Annotated in this window: 8 protein-coding genes; 6 read left to right on the top strand and 2 right to left on the bottom strand. The window is 64.9% G+C overall.

The window, feature by feature from the left end; translation table 11 throughout:
- The first annotated feature begins 2 nt into the window (after nucleotides 1-2).
- The 4 genes from bcsA to AB6804_RS05505 all read left to right on the top strand — a co-directional run bounded on the left by bcsA (nucleotide 3) and on the right by AB6804_RS05505 (nucleotide 6,519).
- Nucleotides 3-2,534 carry a UDP-forming cellulose synthase catalytic subunit gene (gene bcsA / locus AB6804_RS05520; RefSeq protein WP_370885590.1) on the top strand — a complete coding sequence of 844 codons (2,532 nt, stop codon included), beginning with the start codon at nucleotides 3-5 and terminating at the stop codon, nucleotides 2,532-2,534.
- A gap of 69 nt (nucleotides 2,535-2,603) precedes the next feature.
- Complete coding sequence (bcsG, locus tag AB6804_RS05515) at nucleotides 2,604-4,187, top strand: cellulose biosynthesis protein BcsG (RefSeq protein ID WP_370885589.1); 1,584 nt, start codon at nucleotides 2,604-2,606, stop codon at nucleotides 4,185-4,187.
- A complete protein-coding gene (locus AB6804_RS05510; RefSeq protein ID WP_370885588.1) occupies nucleotides 4,184-4,387 on the top strand; it encodes a hypothetical protein in 204 nt (67 codons plus the stop codon). The genes bcsG and AB6804_RS05510 overlap by 4 nt, the downstream gene beginning before the upstream one ends.
- An 11-nt stretch (nucleotides 4,388-4,398) precedes the next feature.
- Nucleotides 4,399-6,519, top strand: a complete 2,121-nt coding sequence (locus tag AB6804_RS05505) for a phosphocholine-specific phospholipase C (RefSeq protein ID WP_370885587.1) — start codon at nucleotides 4,399-4,401, stop codon at nucleotides 6,517-6,519.
- 502 nt (nucleotides 6,520-7,021) lie between these two features.
- On the opposite strand, the gene AB6804_RS05500 is transcribed toward AB6804_RS05505, so the two are convergent.
- Nucleotides 7,022-10,744: a tetratricopeptide repeat protein gene (locus AB6804_RS05500; RefSeq protein ID WP_370885586.1), complete on the bottom strand. Its 3,723-nt coding sequence runs from the start codon at nucleotides 10,742-10,744 to the stop codon at nucleotides 7,022-7,024.
- A gap of 225 nt (nucleotides 10,745-10,969) precedes the next feature.
- On the opposite strand from AB6804_RS05500, the gene AB6804_RS05495 reads away from it, so the two are divergent.
- Together AB6804_RS05495 and AB6804_RS05490 are read left to right on the top strand one after the other, a co-directional pair.
- Nucleotides 10,970-12,358: an FAD-binding oxidoreductase gene (locus AB6804_RS05495; RefSeq protein ID WP_370885585.1), complete on the top strand. Its 1,389-nt coding sequence runs from the start codon at nucleotides 10,970-10,972 to the stop codon at nucleotides 12,356-12,358.
- Nucleotides 12,359-13,834: 1,476 nt separating this feature from the next.
- On the top strand, nucleotides 13,835-15,073 hold the full coding sequence (locus tag AB6804_RS05490; protein WP_370885584.1) for a glycosyl hydrolase: 1,239 nt from the start codon (nucleotides 13,835-13,837) through the stop codon (nucleotides 15,071-15,073).
- 96 nt (nucleotides 15,074-15,169) lie between these two features.
- Here the strand turns inward: AB6804_RS05490 and AB6804_RS05485 are convergent, their stop codons facing one another.
- The gene (locus AB6804_RS05485) at nucleotides 15,170-16,888 is read right to left on the bottom strand and encodes a cellulase family glycosylhydrolase (protein ID WP_370885583.1); all 1,719 of its coding nucleotides are present in this window, start codon (nucleotides 16,886-16,888) and stop codon (nucleotides 15,170-15,172) included.
- Nucleotides 16,889-16,896 lie beyond the last annotated feature (8 nt).

The following is a 16,896-nucleotide window of genomic DNA, read 5'->3' as shown; positions in this document are numbered from 1 at the left end:
CCATGCAGCCCATCCACGCCGCCCGCCCATCGCTACGTTCGAGAATCGCGAACTGGCTTGCGCCGCGCCTCGGTCTCGAAGGCACGCGTACGCCTGCCGACTGGCTCGTGCGGCTACTGTTTCATGCGCCGCGCCCCGGCCGCCGCGATGTGCCGCAGCTCGTGATCGCCGCGTTCGTCGCGCGGCTCGCGAGCGAGTGGCAGATCGCAGCGCGTGCGCCGCTCCCGGTGTGGTTGTGGCGCGCGTTCGTGAAACCGGCGCGTGCGGGCGGCGTGGCGGCGTCGGTGCGGGCGGGCATCGCGGGAGCGTCGCTCGTGTGGCGCATGGCGACCGCCTTCGCGCATCGCCAGCAGCGCCGCTTCGATGCCGCCCTCGCGCGGCTGCCGTGGGCGCCGCTATCGGCCGCACTGGAAGGCGCGAGCCGTGTCGCGGGCCGTGGGCGGCTCGCGATGTTCGTGATCGTGCTGACGGGCGGCGCGCTTTTCGTGCTGGCCAGCACCGCGCCGCTCTCGACCACCGCGCAGTTGCAGTTCGGCGCGGTGTCGCTTGCGGCGTCGCTGCTCATTCGGCGCATGCCGGGCCGGTTGCCGCTGTTGCTGCTGTCGTCGCTTGCGCTGCTGATGACCGCACGCTATGCCTACTGGCGCGCCACCGCGACGCTCGATTTCCGCTCGCCCGGCGATACGCTCGTCGGCTATGCGCTCTTCGGCGCGGAAGCGTACACGTGGATGATCCAGTTGTTCGGCTTCATTCAGACCGCCTGGCCGCTGCAGCGAGCGATCGTGCCGATGCCGCCGGACCCCGCGACATGGCCGACCGTCGATGTCTATATTCCCACGTACAACGAACCGCTTTCGGTCGTGCGGCCGACAGTGTTCGCCGCGCAGGGCATCGACTGGCCGGCGGACAAGCTGCGCGTCTATCTGCTCGACGATGGCCGCCGTCCCGAGTTCCGCGCATTCGCGCACGCGGCGGGCATCGAATATCTGGTCCGCGACGACAACCATCACGCGAAGGCGGGCAACATCAATCGCGCGCTGGAGCGCACGCACGGCGAATACATCGCCATTTTCGACTGCGATCACGTGCCCGCGCGCTCGTTCCTGCAAACGACGATGGGCACCTTCCTGCGCGAGCCGAAATGCGCGATGGTGCAGACGCCGCATCACTTCTTCTCGCCCGATCCGTTCGAGCGCAATCTCGCGACGTTTCATCGCGTGCCGAACGAGGGCTATCTGTTCTACGGACTCGTGCAGGCGGGCAACGATCTGTGGAATGCGTCGTTCTTTTGCGGCTCGTGCGCGATCATCAAGCGCAGCGCGCTCGAGGAGGTCGGCGGCGTGGCGGTCGAAACCGTGACCGAGGACGCGCATACGGCGCTCAAGCTGCATCGCCGGGGCTACACGACGGCGTACCTGCCGACCGTGCAGGCGGCGGGCCTCGCGACGGAGAGCCTCGCGAGCCATATCCGCCAGCGCGTGCGATGGGCGCGCGGCATGGCGCAGATTTTTCGCATCGACAACCCGTTCTTCGGGCGCGGCCTGAGCATGTTTCAGCGGCTGTGCTACGGCAACGCGATGCTGCATTTCTTCTACGGCATCCCGCGCCTCGTCTTTCTGACGATGCCGATGGCCTATCTCTTCTTCCACATGCATTTCATCCATGCGCCCGCGCCCGCCATCGTCGCGTACGTGCTGCCGTATATCGCGCTGGCGAACGTCGCGAACTCGCGGCTCCAGGGCGGCTTCCGGCATTCGTTCTGGGCCGAAGTCTACGAGTCGGTGCTGGCGTGGTACGTCGCGCTGCCGACGACCATCGCCGTGCTCAGTCCGAAGCACGGCAAGTTCAATGTCACCGACAAGGGCGGGCGCATCGATCAGGGCTATTTCGACTGGTCCGTGTCGCGCCCGTACATCCTGCTCGTCGCGTTGAACGCGCTGGCGCTCGCGGTCGGCTGCTGGTCGCTCGTCGCGGGCGATCCCTACGAGGTGCCGACGGTGCTGATGAACATGCTCTGGACCACCTACAACCTCGTGCTGCTCGGCGGCGCGCTGTGCGTGGCGCGCGAGGCGAAGCAGACGCGGGCGAATCAGCGCATCGCAATGCGCCTGCCCGCGACGCTCGTGCTCGCCGATGGCCGCTCGCTCGCCTGCACCACGCGCGACTGTTCGATGGGCGGCTTCGGCCTCTCGCTGCCCGAGGGACAGCGTTTCGCCAAGGACGAGCCGATGTCCGTGTGCGTGAGGCGTCCCGGGCAGGAGTTCAGCTTTCCGGTGCGCGCGGTCTGGCAATCGGGCACGCAACTCGGCGTCAAGCTCGAACAGCTCGATCTCGAAGCGGAGCGGCGGCTCGTGCAACTGACGATGGGCCGCGCGGATGCGTGGATCAAATGGCACGACACGGAGCTTGCCGACAGGCCGCTGCGCGGATTGCGCGATGTCGTCGGCGTGGGCGTGCGCGGCTACGGACGGCTCGGACACGATGCGGTGCGCGCGACGCGAGCGTGGTTCGCGGCTGCAAGAGCACGATCATGAGCACGCCCGTAAGCACGACGACGAGCACGCCGATGAGCACGCGCATGACATGAACCGGAGCACGAAGCGATGGCGTTCTGGAATCTCTACTTCATCCTGAAGCTGTATCTGTGGGCGAGCGGCCATCTGACGCCGGTCTGGCTGGCCAATCTCGCGTTTGCGCTGACGCTCGGGGCGACGTCGTTCTGGCGCGCGCGGCTGGCGCGCATCGCACGCTTTGTCGTCGCGCTCGCAATCGCGCTGCCGCTGATGTACACCGAGTCGAAGCTGCCGCCGTTCTCGCGGCTCGTGAGCGAACTTGGCGCGATGCTGCACTTCAGCGCCGGTTACTGGCTCGAACTGGCGCAGCGCTTCGTGCCGCCGGCGCTTCTGGTGGCGGGCGTGGGCGCGGTCGTCGTGTATGTCGTGGTGAATCGCTGGGTGCGCGTGTCGACGCTCGTGATCGCGGCGCTTATCACCGCGCCGGTCTATGAACTGGGCCGCGCGATCCAGTTGCCGGGCAACGCGGCCTCGCCCGCCGGAACGTCGCCGCAGGCGCTTTCCGAGAAGATGCGCGCGGGCAACGCAACAGGGCAGCCCGGCGCGGCGGGCCACGACACCGAACTTGCGGCTTTCCGCACCGAAGAATCGAAGCGCCGCGTGAGCTTCCCGCATCTCACGAGCGATGCTGGCGCGCAGTTCGACATCATCGTGCTGCATGTGTGCTCGCTGTCGTGGAACGATCTCGATGTATCGAAGGCGCGCGAGCATCCGATGCTCAGTCACTTCGACTACGTATTCACCAACTTCAGCACGGCGGCGAGCTATAGCGGTCCGGCGGCCGTGCGGGTGTTGCGTGCGGCGTGCGGGCAGGAGCCGCACCAGAAGCTGTACGAACCCGCCGATGCCGATTGCTACCTGATGAGCGCGCTCGCCCGCGCGGGCTACACGCCGCAAGTGCTGCTCAATCACGATGGCCATTTCGGCGATTTCGCACAGACGGTCGCGCGCAACACCGGCGCGCCGAACGTGCCGTTCCTGCCGAACGGCGCCGCGCCGGTCCAGATGCGCTCCTTCGACGATTCGCCGATCCGCGAGGACTACGGCGTACTCGCCGGCTGGTACGCGCAGCGCGGGCAAGTGCAGGGGCCGGTCGCGCTGTACTACAACACGATCAGCCTGCACGACGGCAACCGGCTGGCCGGCGTCGCGGGGACGAGTTTGGAAACGTATCCGCGCCGCGTGCAGAAGCTCTTGACCGACTTCGACCGCTTCGCCGATCTCGTCGCGAGTTCGGGCCGGCGCGCCGCGATCATCTTCGTGCCGGAGCACGGCGCGGCGCTTGCCGGCGACAAGGACCAGATCGCCGGGCTGCGCGAGGTGCCGACGCCGCATATCGTGCATGCGCCGGTCGGCATCCGGCTCGTCGGCTTCAGCGGGACGCGTCCGGCGGCAACGGTCATCACGCAGCCGTCGAGCTTTCTCGCGCTGGCGCAACTGCTCGCGAATCTCGTCGCGCGCAGTCCGTTTCAGCCGGGCGCGACGCTTCCAGAGTACGCGGCCAATCTGCCGCGCACGCGCATGATCGGCGAGAACGAGCAGACGGTGACGATCGGCACGGCGCAAGGCTTTTCGGTTCGCACGCCGGATGGCGTATGGGTGGATCAGCAATGAACGATACTTCGAACGAGCCCGACGACTGGCCCGAGAACGACGTCCGCGGTCTCGCGGACCGGCTGCCGGGTCTCGATCCGCAGACGTACTACGATGATGAAGCGGCGCGTGCCTACGATGCCGCGTTGCGCCGCTGTCCGGCGCTCGCACGGCTGCTCGGACTTCCCGCGCCCCCGACCGGGCACGCCCCGATTTCCTGACGGTGAACGCGATGGCCGCCACGACCCGAAGACAATTCCTGCGCACGATGTCCGCGTACGCCGGCGCGTTGCTTGCGCCGCCCGCGCCGCCGATCCGCGCCGCGCTCACGCTGCCCGCGACCGGCCGCACCGGCACCATCCGGGACGTCGGGCATGTCGTCATCCTGATGCAGGAGAATCGCTCCTTCGATCATTACTTCGGCACGCTCGGCGGCGTGCGCGGCTTCGAAGACCCGCGGCCGCTGATTCTCGCGAACGGACGGCCCGTGTGGTATCAGCCGGGGGCGTCGGTGTTCACGAGCGAATACCAGAGCCGCGGCTTGCCGAATCATGCGCCGTATGTGCTGCCGTTTCATCTGGATTCCAAAGCAACCACGGAATTCACACCCGGCACGGATCATAGCTGGAGCACGGGCCATCTCGCGTGGAACGAGGGCCGCTACGACGCGTGGGTCAATCAGAAGCAGGACCCGCTGACGATGGCCTTCCTGCGCCGCGCGGACCTCGCCTATCACTATGCGCTCGCCGATGCCTTCACGGTCTGCGATGCCTACTTCTGCTCCGTTCACGCCGATACCGCGCCCAACCGGCTGATGCTTTTCAGCGGCACGATGGACACGCGCAACCGGCTCGGACCGTTGCGCACCGGCCCGGGTTTCAGCGAGCGCGACGCCCGCGATCCGTATAGCTGGACGACGTATCCGGAGCGGCTGGAATCGGCGGGCATCGAATGGAAGGTGTATCAGGGCGGCACGGGCTTGCCCGGCGACGCGACCGACAACTACACGAACAACTCGCTGGAGTTCTTTCAGCGCTTTCAGGCTGCGCATAACGCGCCGGCGTCGCTGGTGCAGAAGGGCGCATCGCGGCATACGCTGCTCGAGTTTCAGCGCGATGTCGATGAAAATCGCCTGCCGGCGGTATCGTGGGTGATCGCGCCGAAGATCTATTGCGAGCATCCGAACGGCTGTCCGGCCGATGGCGCGTTCTACATCAACCGGATTCTCGAGGCGCTGACGTCCAATCCGGCGGTGTGGGGCCGCACGGTCCTGTTCATCAATTACGACGAAAACGACGGCTTCTTCGATCACGTCGTTCCCCCGATGCCGCCGCTCACGAGCGCGCAGGGCAATGCGGGACTGGTGTCGCGCAAGCTCGTCGACAGTCTGGGCGATGAGTTCGTCGATCTCGACGAGTATCCGCGCCACAAGCGGCCGCTGATTCCGAACGCCGATCCGGGCGGGCGGCAACCGATCGGCTTAGGGCCGCGCGTGCCGATGATCGTCGTGTCGCCGTGGACGAAGGGCGGATGGGTATGCTCGCAGGTCTTCGATCACACGTCGGTGCTGCAGTTTCTGGAGGCGCGTTTCGGGGTGGCGGAGCCGAACATCAGCGCGTGGCGCAGGGCGGTGTGCGGCGATCTGACATCCGCGTTCGATTTCACCGTGAATCCGGATACGGCGAAGGGCCCGTTCGGGCCGGTGGCGCGCGTCGGGTCGCGGGGCGCGGCCATCGCGATTCCCGATCCGCAGGCGATGCCCGGTTGCGAGCGCACCACGCGGCCCGCGCGGGCGCTGCCCTATGCGCTGGGGATGAACGGCCGTATCGCCGATGACCTCTTCTTGCTGGACTTTCGCAATGGCAGCCGCGTGGGCGTCGCGTTTTATATCTACGACCGCGTGCGTGCCCGGAGCGCGCCGCGCCGCTACACGATGGCCGCAGGCGATGCGTTTTCCGACTTCTGGCCGCTGCGCGATTCGCAGGGCCGCTATGACCTGTCTGTCTACGGGCCGAACGGGAGCCTGTTCGAATTTCGCGGTTCTGCCGGGGGCGATGCGTTGCCGGAGGTTCAGCTTTCGCTCGATCCGGGCGCTTTGCTCGCGACGCTGCGCGTGACGAACGGAGGGCGCGTCGCGTGCCGGTTGCAAGTGGCAAATGCGTACGACACCGCGTCGGCGCGCGAGATCAGCGTGAGTCCGGGGGAGACGCTGACGGATCGATGGGATGTGTCGGGGCGATCGGGATGGTATGACCTGAGCGTGTCGTCGGTCGACTTCGACGGGTTCGTGCGGCGATATGCGGGGCATGTGGAGACCGGCGCGCCGTCGATGAGCGATCCCGGGCCGGTTTGAGGCGAAGGTCGGTGAGGTGGGCGTTGCGTGTCCCAGCGCTTGGTATTTGACCTTCTGTTGCAGTCGAGGCAAGGGAATCGACGAAGTATCGCCATCGACTTGCAACGCTCACAGGTTCAAAAGCAAACCGATGACGCAACCGTCGGCAGTCTCGGCTGAATTCGAAAAATTCATTCGCGCCCCGATAGGTCTTTCATCGACATAGGCGCTGAGTCTCTCGAACAGTCTTGAACGCGATCTGATCCTAACCGGCGACGATGCGGCTTACTTCATGGAAGCCTGTTTCAAGCGATTCCACGTCGACGTGGGCGATTCGATTTCCCTAGATACTTCGTGGAAGAAAGTGCGCCGGGACCTTTTCTTCTTTTAGCCAGCCCGATTTTCAAACCGATTCGAAAGCGCTACTAACGCGAGCCTGTGACCGTTGCGGTGCTTCAGCGCGCAATCGATATAGGCGCATGGGATAGCGCCCGGCTTCGAATCCAATAAAGCCGCCGCAAAATCACCGCCCCGAATACGTCGCGGCGATCAACTTCAGATACCGGCGACAGTCTTCCACCGCAATTCGCTGCTCTGCGATCGCATGCGCTCCGTCAGCGTACGTGCGATCCACCCACGCAAGCCCGTTCGCCGTGCCCAGGTCAGCCGCCGCCTCCAGATCGCGTATCGCGCCTTCCGTATCCCCGCGCTCGCGACGAAGCAAACCGCGATTGCGGTGCGCGAGCGCATCGCCGGGCGCGAGACGGATGGCTTCATCGAAATCGCATAGCGCGCCGTCCATGTCGCCCAGGTTGCGGCGGGCGACGCCACGGTTGTTCAATGCATCCGCATGGGCGGGCGCCACGCGAATCGCCTCATGCAAGTCGAGCAGCGCGCCGTCGATATCTCGCCGTTCGAGCCGCGCGACGCCGCGATCGTTCAGCGCATCCGCGTGGCCGGGCGCGAGGCGGATCGCTTCGTCGAGATCGCTTAGAGCGCCGGGCGCATTGCCAGCGTCGTGGCGTGCTCTTGCCCGGCGCGCGTAGGCGTCGGCGTAGGCGGGGTCGAGGCGAATCGCTTCGTCATAGTCCGCGAGCGCGCCGTCGATATCGCCCGCGCCTGTTCTCACCGCGCCACGATTCGCATACGCGACGGCGTGATCGGGCGCGAGTTCTATCGCACGATCGAAGTCGTTCAGCGCGCCCTCAATGTCGCCGCTGGCGTGGCGCGCGTTGCCCCGGTTACAGTGCGCATCGGCGCGGCGGGGATCGAGACGGATCGCTTCGTCGAAGTCGCCCAACGCACCGGCCAGATCGCCGTTGCGCGCCCGGATCACGCCCCGGTCGTTATAAGCCGCCGCGAAAACGGGCGAGCGCGCGATCGCATCGTCGAGGTCCCGCAGCGCGCCCGGCGTATCGCCCAACTTCGTGCGCGCGACGCTGCGGTCATAGTATGCGGCGGCAAGATCGGGCTGGAGGCGCAAAGCCTCGTCGAAATCCCGCAACGCATCGCCGGGCAAATTATTCGCCATCCTGACGATTCCGCGATTCGCGTACGCCTCCGGCCGATCGGGAGCGAGACGGATGGCCGTGTCGAAGTCCTGCATCGCGCCGTCGAAATCGCCGACGCGTCCGCGCGCCGCGCCGCGATCCACATATGCCCCCGCGAAATCGGGTGCGAGAACGATCGCACGGCTGAAGTCGCCGAGTGCGCCGTCCATGTCGCCGTCTTCGCTGCGCAGCGTGCCACGGGTGTAATGCACGCCGGGATCGTCGGGATCGAGGCGGATGGCTTCGTCCAGATCACGCAGGCCATTCTGCCGATCGCCACGTTTGGCATGCAAAAGACCAAGCGCTATATATGCGTCCACAAAATGCGGTCTGATGCGGATGGCTTCGTTCAGATCCGCGAGCGCGCCTTCCGTATCGCCGCTGACGGCGCGCATATCGGACCTGAGCACATAAGCCGATGCGCGGCCCGGTTCAAGCCGCACCGCTTCGTCGAGATCGTGCAGCGCGCCCTGCGCGTCGTTCATCGCGAGCCGCAATGGTGCGCGCAACGTGTATGCATCGGCCCACGCGGAATCGATGCGGATCGCGTCGTTCAGATCGGAGAGCGCGCCCGGCAGGTCGCCCCGCTCGCGACGCGCGTTCGCACGGTTGAACCACGCCACCGCATAGTCCGGATCGAGCCGCAGCGCGACGCCGTAATCGCGCAGCGCGGCGTCGAAGTCGCCCTGGTCGCAAAGCACATTGGCGCGGTTGTTGTGCGCGACGGCATCGTCGGGACGCAAGCGGATGGCGGCGTCGAAATCACGCAGCGCGGCGTCGAAGTGGTCCTGCTGGACGCGCACGAGGCCGCGGTCGTGATAGGCGGCGGCATCGTCGGGAGCGAGGGCGATCGCGCCATTGAGATCGGCGAGCGCGCGATCGGTGTCCCCGAGCTTCGCGCGTGCGTTGCCGCGTCGTGCGAGGGCGCGGGCGTCGCGGGGACGCAGTGCGATCGCTGCGTCGAAGTCGTGCACGGCGGTTTGCCAGTCGCCCAGCGACTGCCGCGCGACGCCCCGTTCGACATACGCGTCCGCCAGATTCGGCTGCGCGACGATCGCTGCATCGAAGTCTTCGATGGCGGCCGCGAGATCGCCGCGTTCGAGCCTGAGACGTCCGCGCTTGAGCCGGGCATCCGCGTCGTTGGGCGCGATGCGCAAGCAGGCGTCGTAGTCGCCGAGGGCGGCGTCGAAACGCCCGGTCGCATGATGCACGTCCGCGCGGCCACAGTAGGCTCGTGCGTGCCCCGGGTCGAGCGCCAGCACGCTGGCGAAGTCGTCGAGCGCGCCATCGGCGTCGCCCTGGCGCGCACGCACCAGTCCGCGTTCATACGATGCCCGCGCGTTGCGTCCGCCGATGCCGATCGCATGATCGAAGTCCCGCAATGCGCCGTCGAGTTCGCCGATGCCCGCCCGCGCGATGCCCGATTCGACATACGCGGCGACGTGGCCGGGCGCGGAGCGGATCACATCGCCGAAATCGCGCAGCGCGCCCGCGACGTCGCCAAGCTGACGGCGCAGGCAGCCACGATCCAATTGCGCGTCGACGAGTCCCGGCTGAAGGCGCAGCGCCTTGTCGTAATCGAGCAGCGCGCCGCGTGCGTCGCCGCGATTGCCGCGCACGTTGCCGCGCATTCGATACGCAGCCGCGCAGTCAGGCTCGATACGGATCGCGCGATCCAGGTCGGTCAGCGCGCCGTCGAAATCGCCCTGAGCGGCGCGCACGCGTCCCCGATGACGCAGCGTGTTCGCATCGCCCGGCGCGAGCCGCAACGCGCGGCTGAGATCGACGATCGCGCCGTCCGCATCGCCCTTCGCATGACGCACGAGTCCGAGCGCAACGTGGGCTTCGATGCACCCGCGTTCGATATCCACCGCGCGGCGATAGTCGAGCAGCGCGCCGTCGAGATCGCCGTTGGCTTCGCGCGCATGGCCCCGGCCGAGACGGCTCGATAACTCATCCGGCTCGCTGCGCAGCGCGGCGTCGTAGTCGAGCAAGGCGGCGTCGAATTGCCCTTGCGTCTTGTGCACGCGCGCCCGTTCGCGAAACGCGGGCGCGCAGAGCGGATCGAGCCGGACCGCTTCGCCGTACAAGCGCAATTTCTCGTCGACGGACGCGGCGGCGACACCCTGCTCGAAGCATTGCTGCGCGGCGAGTTCTTCCATCGCGACCGCACGCGCCGAGCGCGCGGCGGCGCGTTCGTTCAGCGCGGCATCGTGCGCAAGGTCGATTCCATCCGCCGGCAGCGGCGCGCGCCACGCATCGCGAGGCTGGTAGTGCTGGCACCGGCGATGTATCTGCGCGATGCCTTCATCGAACCGATGCGCGTCGATCGTCAGCGGGTCGTGTTGTGCGAGCTTCGCCAGCTTGCCTTTGAGCTGGCCGCCGATCGCAGGGGACTCGAAGCCGCAGCCCTTTACGACTAGCGGAACTACGTGGCATCGGGCGTCGAGCGCGGTTTCGATCTCGCGTCGCAGCCGATCGTCCGGCCTTGAAAGATCCTGGAGCGCCGACGGCGTCAGCAGGACGACGAAGTGCGCGCAAGTCTGAATCTGTGTGCGGGCGATGCGTTCATAGGCCGTATCGGCGACATCGAGAAAGTCGAAGATTACGTCGTACCCTTGCCGCTCCAGATGCTGGAACATCGCAATGGCCCAGGGCCGGTTGCCGCGGTGATAGCTGATGAACAGAGACCGCATGAGACGCTCCATTGAGGACGGTCGTTCGATGAAGCGGTCGCGTCGATGGCAAGCGGCGGATGTGCGTATGTGCGCTTCGATAACGCTTTTGTAGCAGCAACAAAACGCTGCGACAACTCGGTCCGGTCCGGATATGGCGATGTCCGCAGCTTGCCGCGTCTGAGCACGCATGCTCTACTGCTGTTTGATAAACAAGAACCCATTGAACACGGAGACACGCAGCACATGACGGCAAGCGAAGCTGTAAGCGCATTGCGCCAAACCCTCGGCGCGGACGTGGTCGCGCTGCCCGGCGAATTCGGCGAGCGGCGCGTCGTCGACTGGAGCGGCTTGCCCGGCGAAGTGCCGCTCGCCATGATCCGACCGCGCAATACGGAAGAGGTGGCACAGGCGCTCGCCATCTGTTCGCGCTACGGGCAACCCGTGGTCACGCAAGGCGGACTGACGGGACTCGTCGGCGGGGCGAACGCGCGGGGCGGGGAGGTCGCGCTGAGTCTGGACCGCATGAACCGCATCGTCGAGATTGACGAAGTGTCCGGCACGATGACCGTTGAAGCCGGCGCGGTGCTGCAAACGGTGCAGGAAGAGGCGAGCGCGGCGGGCTTCTATTTTCCGCTCGATCTCGGCGCGCGGGGAAGCTGCACCATCGGCGGCAACCTTGCGACGAATGCGGGCGGCAATCGCGTCATCAAGTACGGGATGATGCGCGATCAGGTGCTCGGGCTCGAAGCGGTGCTCGCGAGCGGCGCGGTCGTCGGCGGTCTCTCGAAGATGATCAAGAACAATAGCGGCTACGATCTGCGGCATCTTTTGATCGGCAGCGAAGGGACGCTTGCGGTCATCACGCGCGTCGTGCTGCGGCTGCGGCCCAGGCCGACCGCGACCGCCACTGCATGGTGCGGCCTGCCCGGCTTCGAAGCGGTGACGACGCTGCTCACGCGCGCACAGGCGGGACTCGCGCCGGGTGTATCCGCGTTCGAAGTCATGTGGGCCGGTTATCACGATGCCGTGCTCGGCAATCTGCCGAATCTGCGCGCGCCGCTCGGGTCGCCGCATCCGTTCTATGTGCTGCTGGAAAGCGTCGGCACCGATCCGGTTCGTCACAACGAGGCGTTCGAAGAGTTTCTCGGCGCGATGCTGGAAGAGGGCATCGTGACGGATGCGGCCATCGCTTCATCGGAAGCGCATGCGCTCGCATTCTGGGCGATTCGCGATGCGCCCGGCGAGTATCAGCGCTTCATTCCGAATCACGCGGCCTACGACGTGAGCTTTTCGATCGCGCAGGTCGGCGAGGCGGCCGCGCGTTGCGAGGCGCGTCTGCGCGAACGCCGGCCGCAAGCGCTTGTTCTGATCTACGGACATCTGGGCGATGGCAACATCCATATCGTCGTCGACGTGCCGGGGCTGGGCGCACACGATCACGACGACATCGATCGCGTCATCTACGATGTCACGCGCGAGCTCGGCGGATCGATTTCAGCGGAGCACGGCATCGGGGTGAAAAAGCGGCATTACCTGCCGCAAAGCCGTCGGGAGACCGACATCGATGCGATGCGCGCGATCAAGAGCGCGCTCGATCCGCTTGGCATTTTGAATCCAGGTAAGGTCGTCTGAGGCGGGTTTGTGCGGGCGCTGCGTATGGATCATGCGGCGCTTGCTTGTTGTCAGAGCGCCGAATCCATTTCGCCTCTCGCCAGCTTGGGTCTTTTCCCTGCATCTCTGCACGCGTCGTCGTTTTGCAGTGGCATCGACGGCTGTGCGCAATTCGTGGCAACCACAACGGTCTCTATAGATCGACCCTCCCTCGCGGAAAAGCGTGCCGACTTGCCTGGTCGCCTGCATATCGACGTCTGGTTGGAATGACGCGTGAACTTGCTCCGCTAGTGGATAAAGCGTAGGCAGGCGTCGTCGGCTTTCGTCGATAGTTCTCGCGAGCGGCACCGCATCGACCGGTGCAGAAGCCTGAACTCACGCGTGCCTTGCGATGCGCGATCCACAGTGCTCCCAAGCCAAATGTGCGAAGCGATTAGCTAAAGGATCGGTGATGCGCGATCTCCACGGTGTCAGTGTTCTCGTACTGTGGAGGATGAGAAGGCGATCGCCACGTTCATGCAAGACATACTCGAACGGCTCACGTGCAGCGCCGTTGATTAAGCTTCGACGCTGCACGATGCCTGCGCACGCGCAATTGGCTCGTTCGATGTCGCCATTCTCAAGGTGGACGGACCGTGAGTTAACGGTCGCAGATGCGCTCGCTGCACGGCGTGAATGAGTTTCGGAGCGACTTTGTGACAAGACTTTTCTTCGCATCGACCGAACCGTCACGCGCTCAACGGTAAGAAGTCACTAAATCGCAAGCTTCTTCAAGAAGCGGCCGGAGAGAATTCTTTCCGGTAGGAGTTCAACAAGGGACGTTATTTCCGCTCGCTGTACCTTCGATAGACCTGTCAAGGGCGGCTCGATAAGGGTTAACGCTGTTTCAACTCTTCCGTCGTCGTTCTTTGTGTCGGAAAAAACTGCTTCTCAAACTTTATCTCTCGGTTTCGAGGCACTGAGTCAAAACTCCCGATCCCAGTCCCAGTAAGCGTTAGCCGGGTGTTTTCCCGCGTATTCAATCATGTGGACCGTTTCGCAAACCTAACGAGCGGTCGAGCGGACAACCCCATTTCGCTCATATTTCCGGTACTTTTGACGTACGAAATGATTCGCAGCCGTCAAAAGTTGATCAATATTGACCGATTCACTGTCATTTGTCTTAAATAACGCGAACGTTTGTTCCGGCTCTGCAAACGTTTGCAGGAGGATTTCCCGCCTACGGTATGAATAAAGCAAGCGATTACTTTTCTGCCTTCCTGTTACATTCAGAAACGTCTGAGGGAGTTTTAGGACTTTATACTCCGGTCTCCTTAACGCAGACATGAATAAATTCCCGTGCCTTCGAACCAGCCCACCCGATCGCAAGACGAAAATTCCTTGTTTCCCGTGCTCGACCGCGAGAACGCTCCTGTTTCGCGTAGAGGCTTCCTGTCTCTGATGATGGCGAGCGCCGGGAGTGCCGCGTTGGCCGCATGCGGCGGCGGTAGCGAAGCAATGTCTGCGGATAGCGTCGTCAACGCTCAGGCCGTCGCAAAGAGCGCCTCGGCAAGCGGTACAGTCATCCCGCCCGCAGCCTCCATCACCGATAGCTCGGGCGCCGTGTGGACGCTCGTCGGTGGCCGCGTGAATCGCAACGGCGCTGGGGTAGCGACCGGTTCGCCTGCGGCGCTAACAACCATCCTCTATTACAACGGCGCGATCTACGCGAAGAACTCCGCCGGCACGTGGTTCAAGAACGGCAGCCCGTGGCAGAACGTCGGTACCACGGACCCGCGCGGCGTGGCGTCGGCGGCAGCGGCTTCCGGTTCGAAGTTCTACGGCATCAACGGCCACCTCGCTTACGGCTCGGGCATCTACAAGACGATGTCGGCGGCGGCACAGCTCGCGATCCTCAAGGATCTCGGCGTGACCAACTACCGTGCCGACGTCGCCGATTCCGGCATGGCGAAGACGGTTGCAGCCGCCCTCACGGGCGCCTTCAAAGGCAGCGGCGTGTCGATCCTGCCGGTTCTGAACCCGCTGTCGTCCGGCTGGAATACGTCGCTCAGCGAATCGTCGGCCTACACGCTCGGCTACAACCTCGCGACGGGCGCGACGACGCAGCTCAAGGGCCTCGTGTCGCACATCGAATGCGGCAACGAACTCGACGTTCCGCTCAAGATAAGCGGCGACGGCAGCAGCGCGGCAAACTGGAGCGCCTCGGCATGGCCGGCGCTGCGTGGCGTGCTGCGCGGCATGATCGATGGCGTGCGCGCAATCGATCCGTCGATCAAGGTCGGCGTGGGCACCGGCATTCCGCTCTCGTACCGCGCATTGCAGATGCTGTGGAACGGCGTCTCGCCGAACGGCACCGCGAATGGCGCGAGCGGCGGGGCATCGATTCGCTGGGACTTCACCTGCTATCACTGGTACGAAAGCTCGGGCGACATGCTGTGCGGCTGGCAGAACAGCAAGTGCTACGACGTACTCCAGGCGCTCAAGGATTCGTTCGGTGTGCCGATCTGGTTGACCGAGTGGGGCTGGAATGCTCAGAAGGACACCGCGGACCAACAGTCCGCATACATCCCGAAGGCGCTGGCCCAGTACCGGTCGCTCAAGGACAAGTACAACATCGAATCGATCATGATGTACGCGGTCATCGACGACAACTACGGCCTGATCGCGGGCGATGGCGTGACGAAGCGCGCGTCGTACGACAACTTCAAGAACTTCATCAAGGCGAACCCGGTTTAAGCGGACGCTTCGACAGCACGGACTTTAAACGCTCTGACTCTCGCGAGTCGGAGCGTTTTTTTATGCGCGCGTGAATTGCGGTGCTTGATCGCTTCGTTACTTCGCCGGGATCAGGTACTTGGGCAGCGCTCCCAGTTTCCACTGAAAGCCTTCCTTGACCGTCAGCGTCGACGTCGCTCCTTGCCAGTCGATCTGCTTGTACGTGCCCGGTGGAACCGGCACCGACGTCGGCACGGGGTCCGCGTCCACATCGCTTCGCCAGCCGACGATCACGCGATCATCGCCGCCATACTGGAAGACCTTCGTATCGCCGTTATCGACGAGCGCGCGGTCCCATGCACGCGAGCCGATGTTGCGCATGAGCGTCGTAACGGCGACGTACGCGGGCTTCGGCGTGAGATCGAGCCGCACGAGGCCGAAGTTCGCTTCCTTGTCGGCCGGCTTTACCCCGTCATCGACGAAGTCGTACCACATGACGGCTTCCACCGCGTCGAAACGCCGCGAGAGCAGGAACGTGCGGGCCGCGTAAGCGGCCTGCTTCTGCTCCGAGAGACCCGCTGCCGCCGGGCTCGACGGCCAGCCGATCTCGGTGATGTACACCTTGAGCCGCCCGATGTCCGGCCGCGGATGGGACTTCGTCATGTCCCGGAGATGCGGCCATACCGTCGGCACGTTCACGCGTGGCAGCGGCGATCCTTGCGCGCTGTAGCCGTGATCCGGATCGTAGGGCGACATGTACGGATGGATACTGAAACCGTCCTGATACTCGAGCGCACCGGCTTTGACGATCTGCGCGATACAGTCGCCACCCGGCCCGCCTCCCGCGCCGCCTCCGCCGCATGACACGACGTTCGCATCGGGGCTGACCTTCTTGATCGCGGTGTAAACAGGCTTCAGCAGCGCAACGTAGTTGTCGTAGCCGATGCGCGGAAACGCGGGCTCGTTCCAGATTTCCCACGTCTTCACGTCGTCGCCATAAAAGCCGACGACCTTCTGCGCATAGCGCACGAAAAGATCGCGCTCCTGGTCCGTTCGCGGAAAGCCTTGCGGCCCCCTGAAGAGGGCAGGGTAGGCGCGAGCGTTGCCGTAATCGAGCACGATCAGCGGCTTGAGGTTCATCTTCGCCGCCTGACGCACGTATCCGCCGTAGTCGTTTTCGTTGCGCCCGAACTGAAACTTGCCCGGCGTCTTCTCGACTTCGCTCCAGTACAGCTCGTCGCGTATCCAGGTGAAGCCCGCGCGCTTGATGAGCGCAAGCACCGTCGCCGGGTTGCCCTTGCGCTGGCCGAAATGCGTGGCGACGCCCGCGTCCTTGAAGGTGCCGTTGCCCGATGCAAGCGCGGCGAGACTCACCTTGACCGATTCGCCTTCGCCGCCGCTCGCGGATACGAGTTTCGCATCGAGGACGTACAGGCCGGGACCGGGCAAGGACACATTCACCGCCACTTGCGCGCCGCCTTTGCTATTCGATGCCGACGCGCGGTAAGTATCGACTGGCGTCTGCGAAAGCTCGGCGTTGTCGTCATAGCGATACAGCGTCGCGACGACCTGCGCACCTTCCGATGCGCTTCCCGGCGCGAGCTTGAACGTGATGCGCTTGCTGCCGGCATCGTCGCTAATGAGCGTGCCCGGGGCATTCGATACGGTCAACGCGCTGGCGGCGAACGCATTGCTGGTGAAGGCGAGTCCTGCGAACTGCGCCGCGAGCATCAGCGTGGCGGATGCAATGAGGCGCGGACGAATCGATCGGGCGTGAACGGAGCGGGCGTGACGCGGGCCGCGCGACACGGCCCGCATCGTGCGAGGCACTTGCATTGAAACTC

Origin of the sequence: Caballeronia sp. RCC_10, assembly GCF_041360715.1 — a bacterium.
Taxonomy (GTDB): Bacteria; Pseudomonadota; Gammaproteobacteria; order Burkholderiales; family Burkholderiaceae; genus Caballeronia; species Caballeronia grimmiae.
Note: the sequence above shows the minus strand (reverse complement) of the source record. Positions and strands in the feature narration are given on the sequence as shown.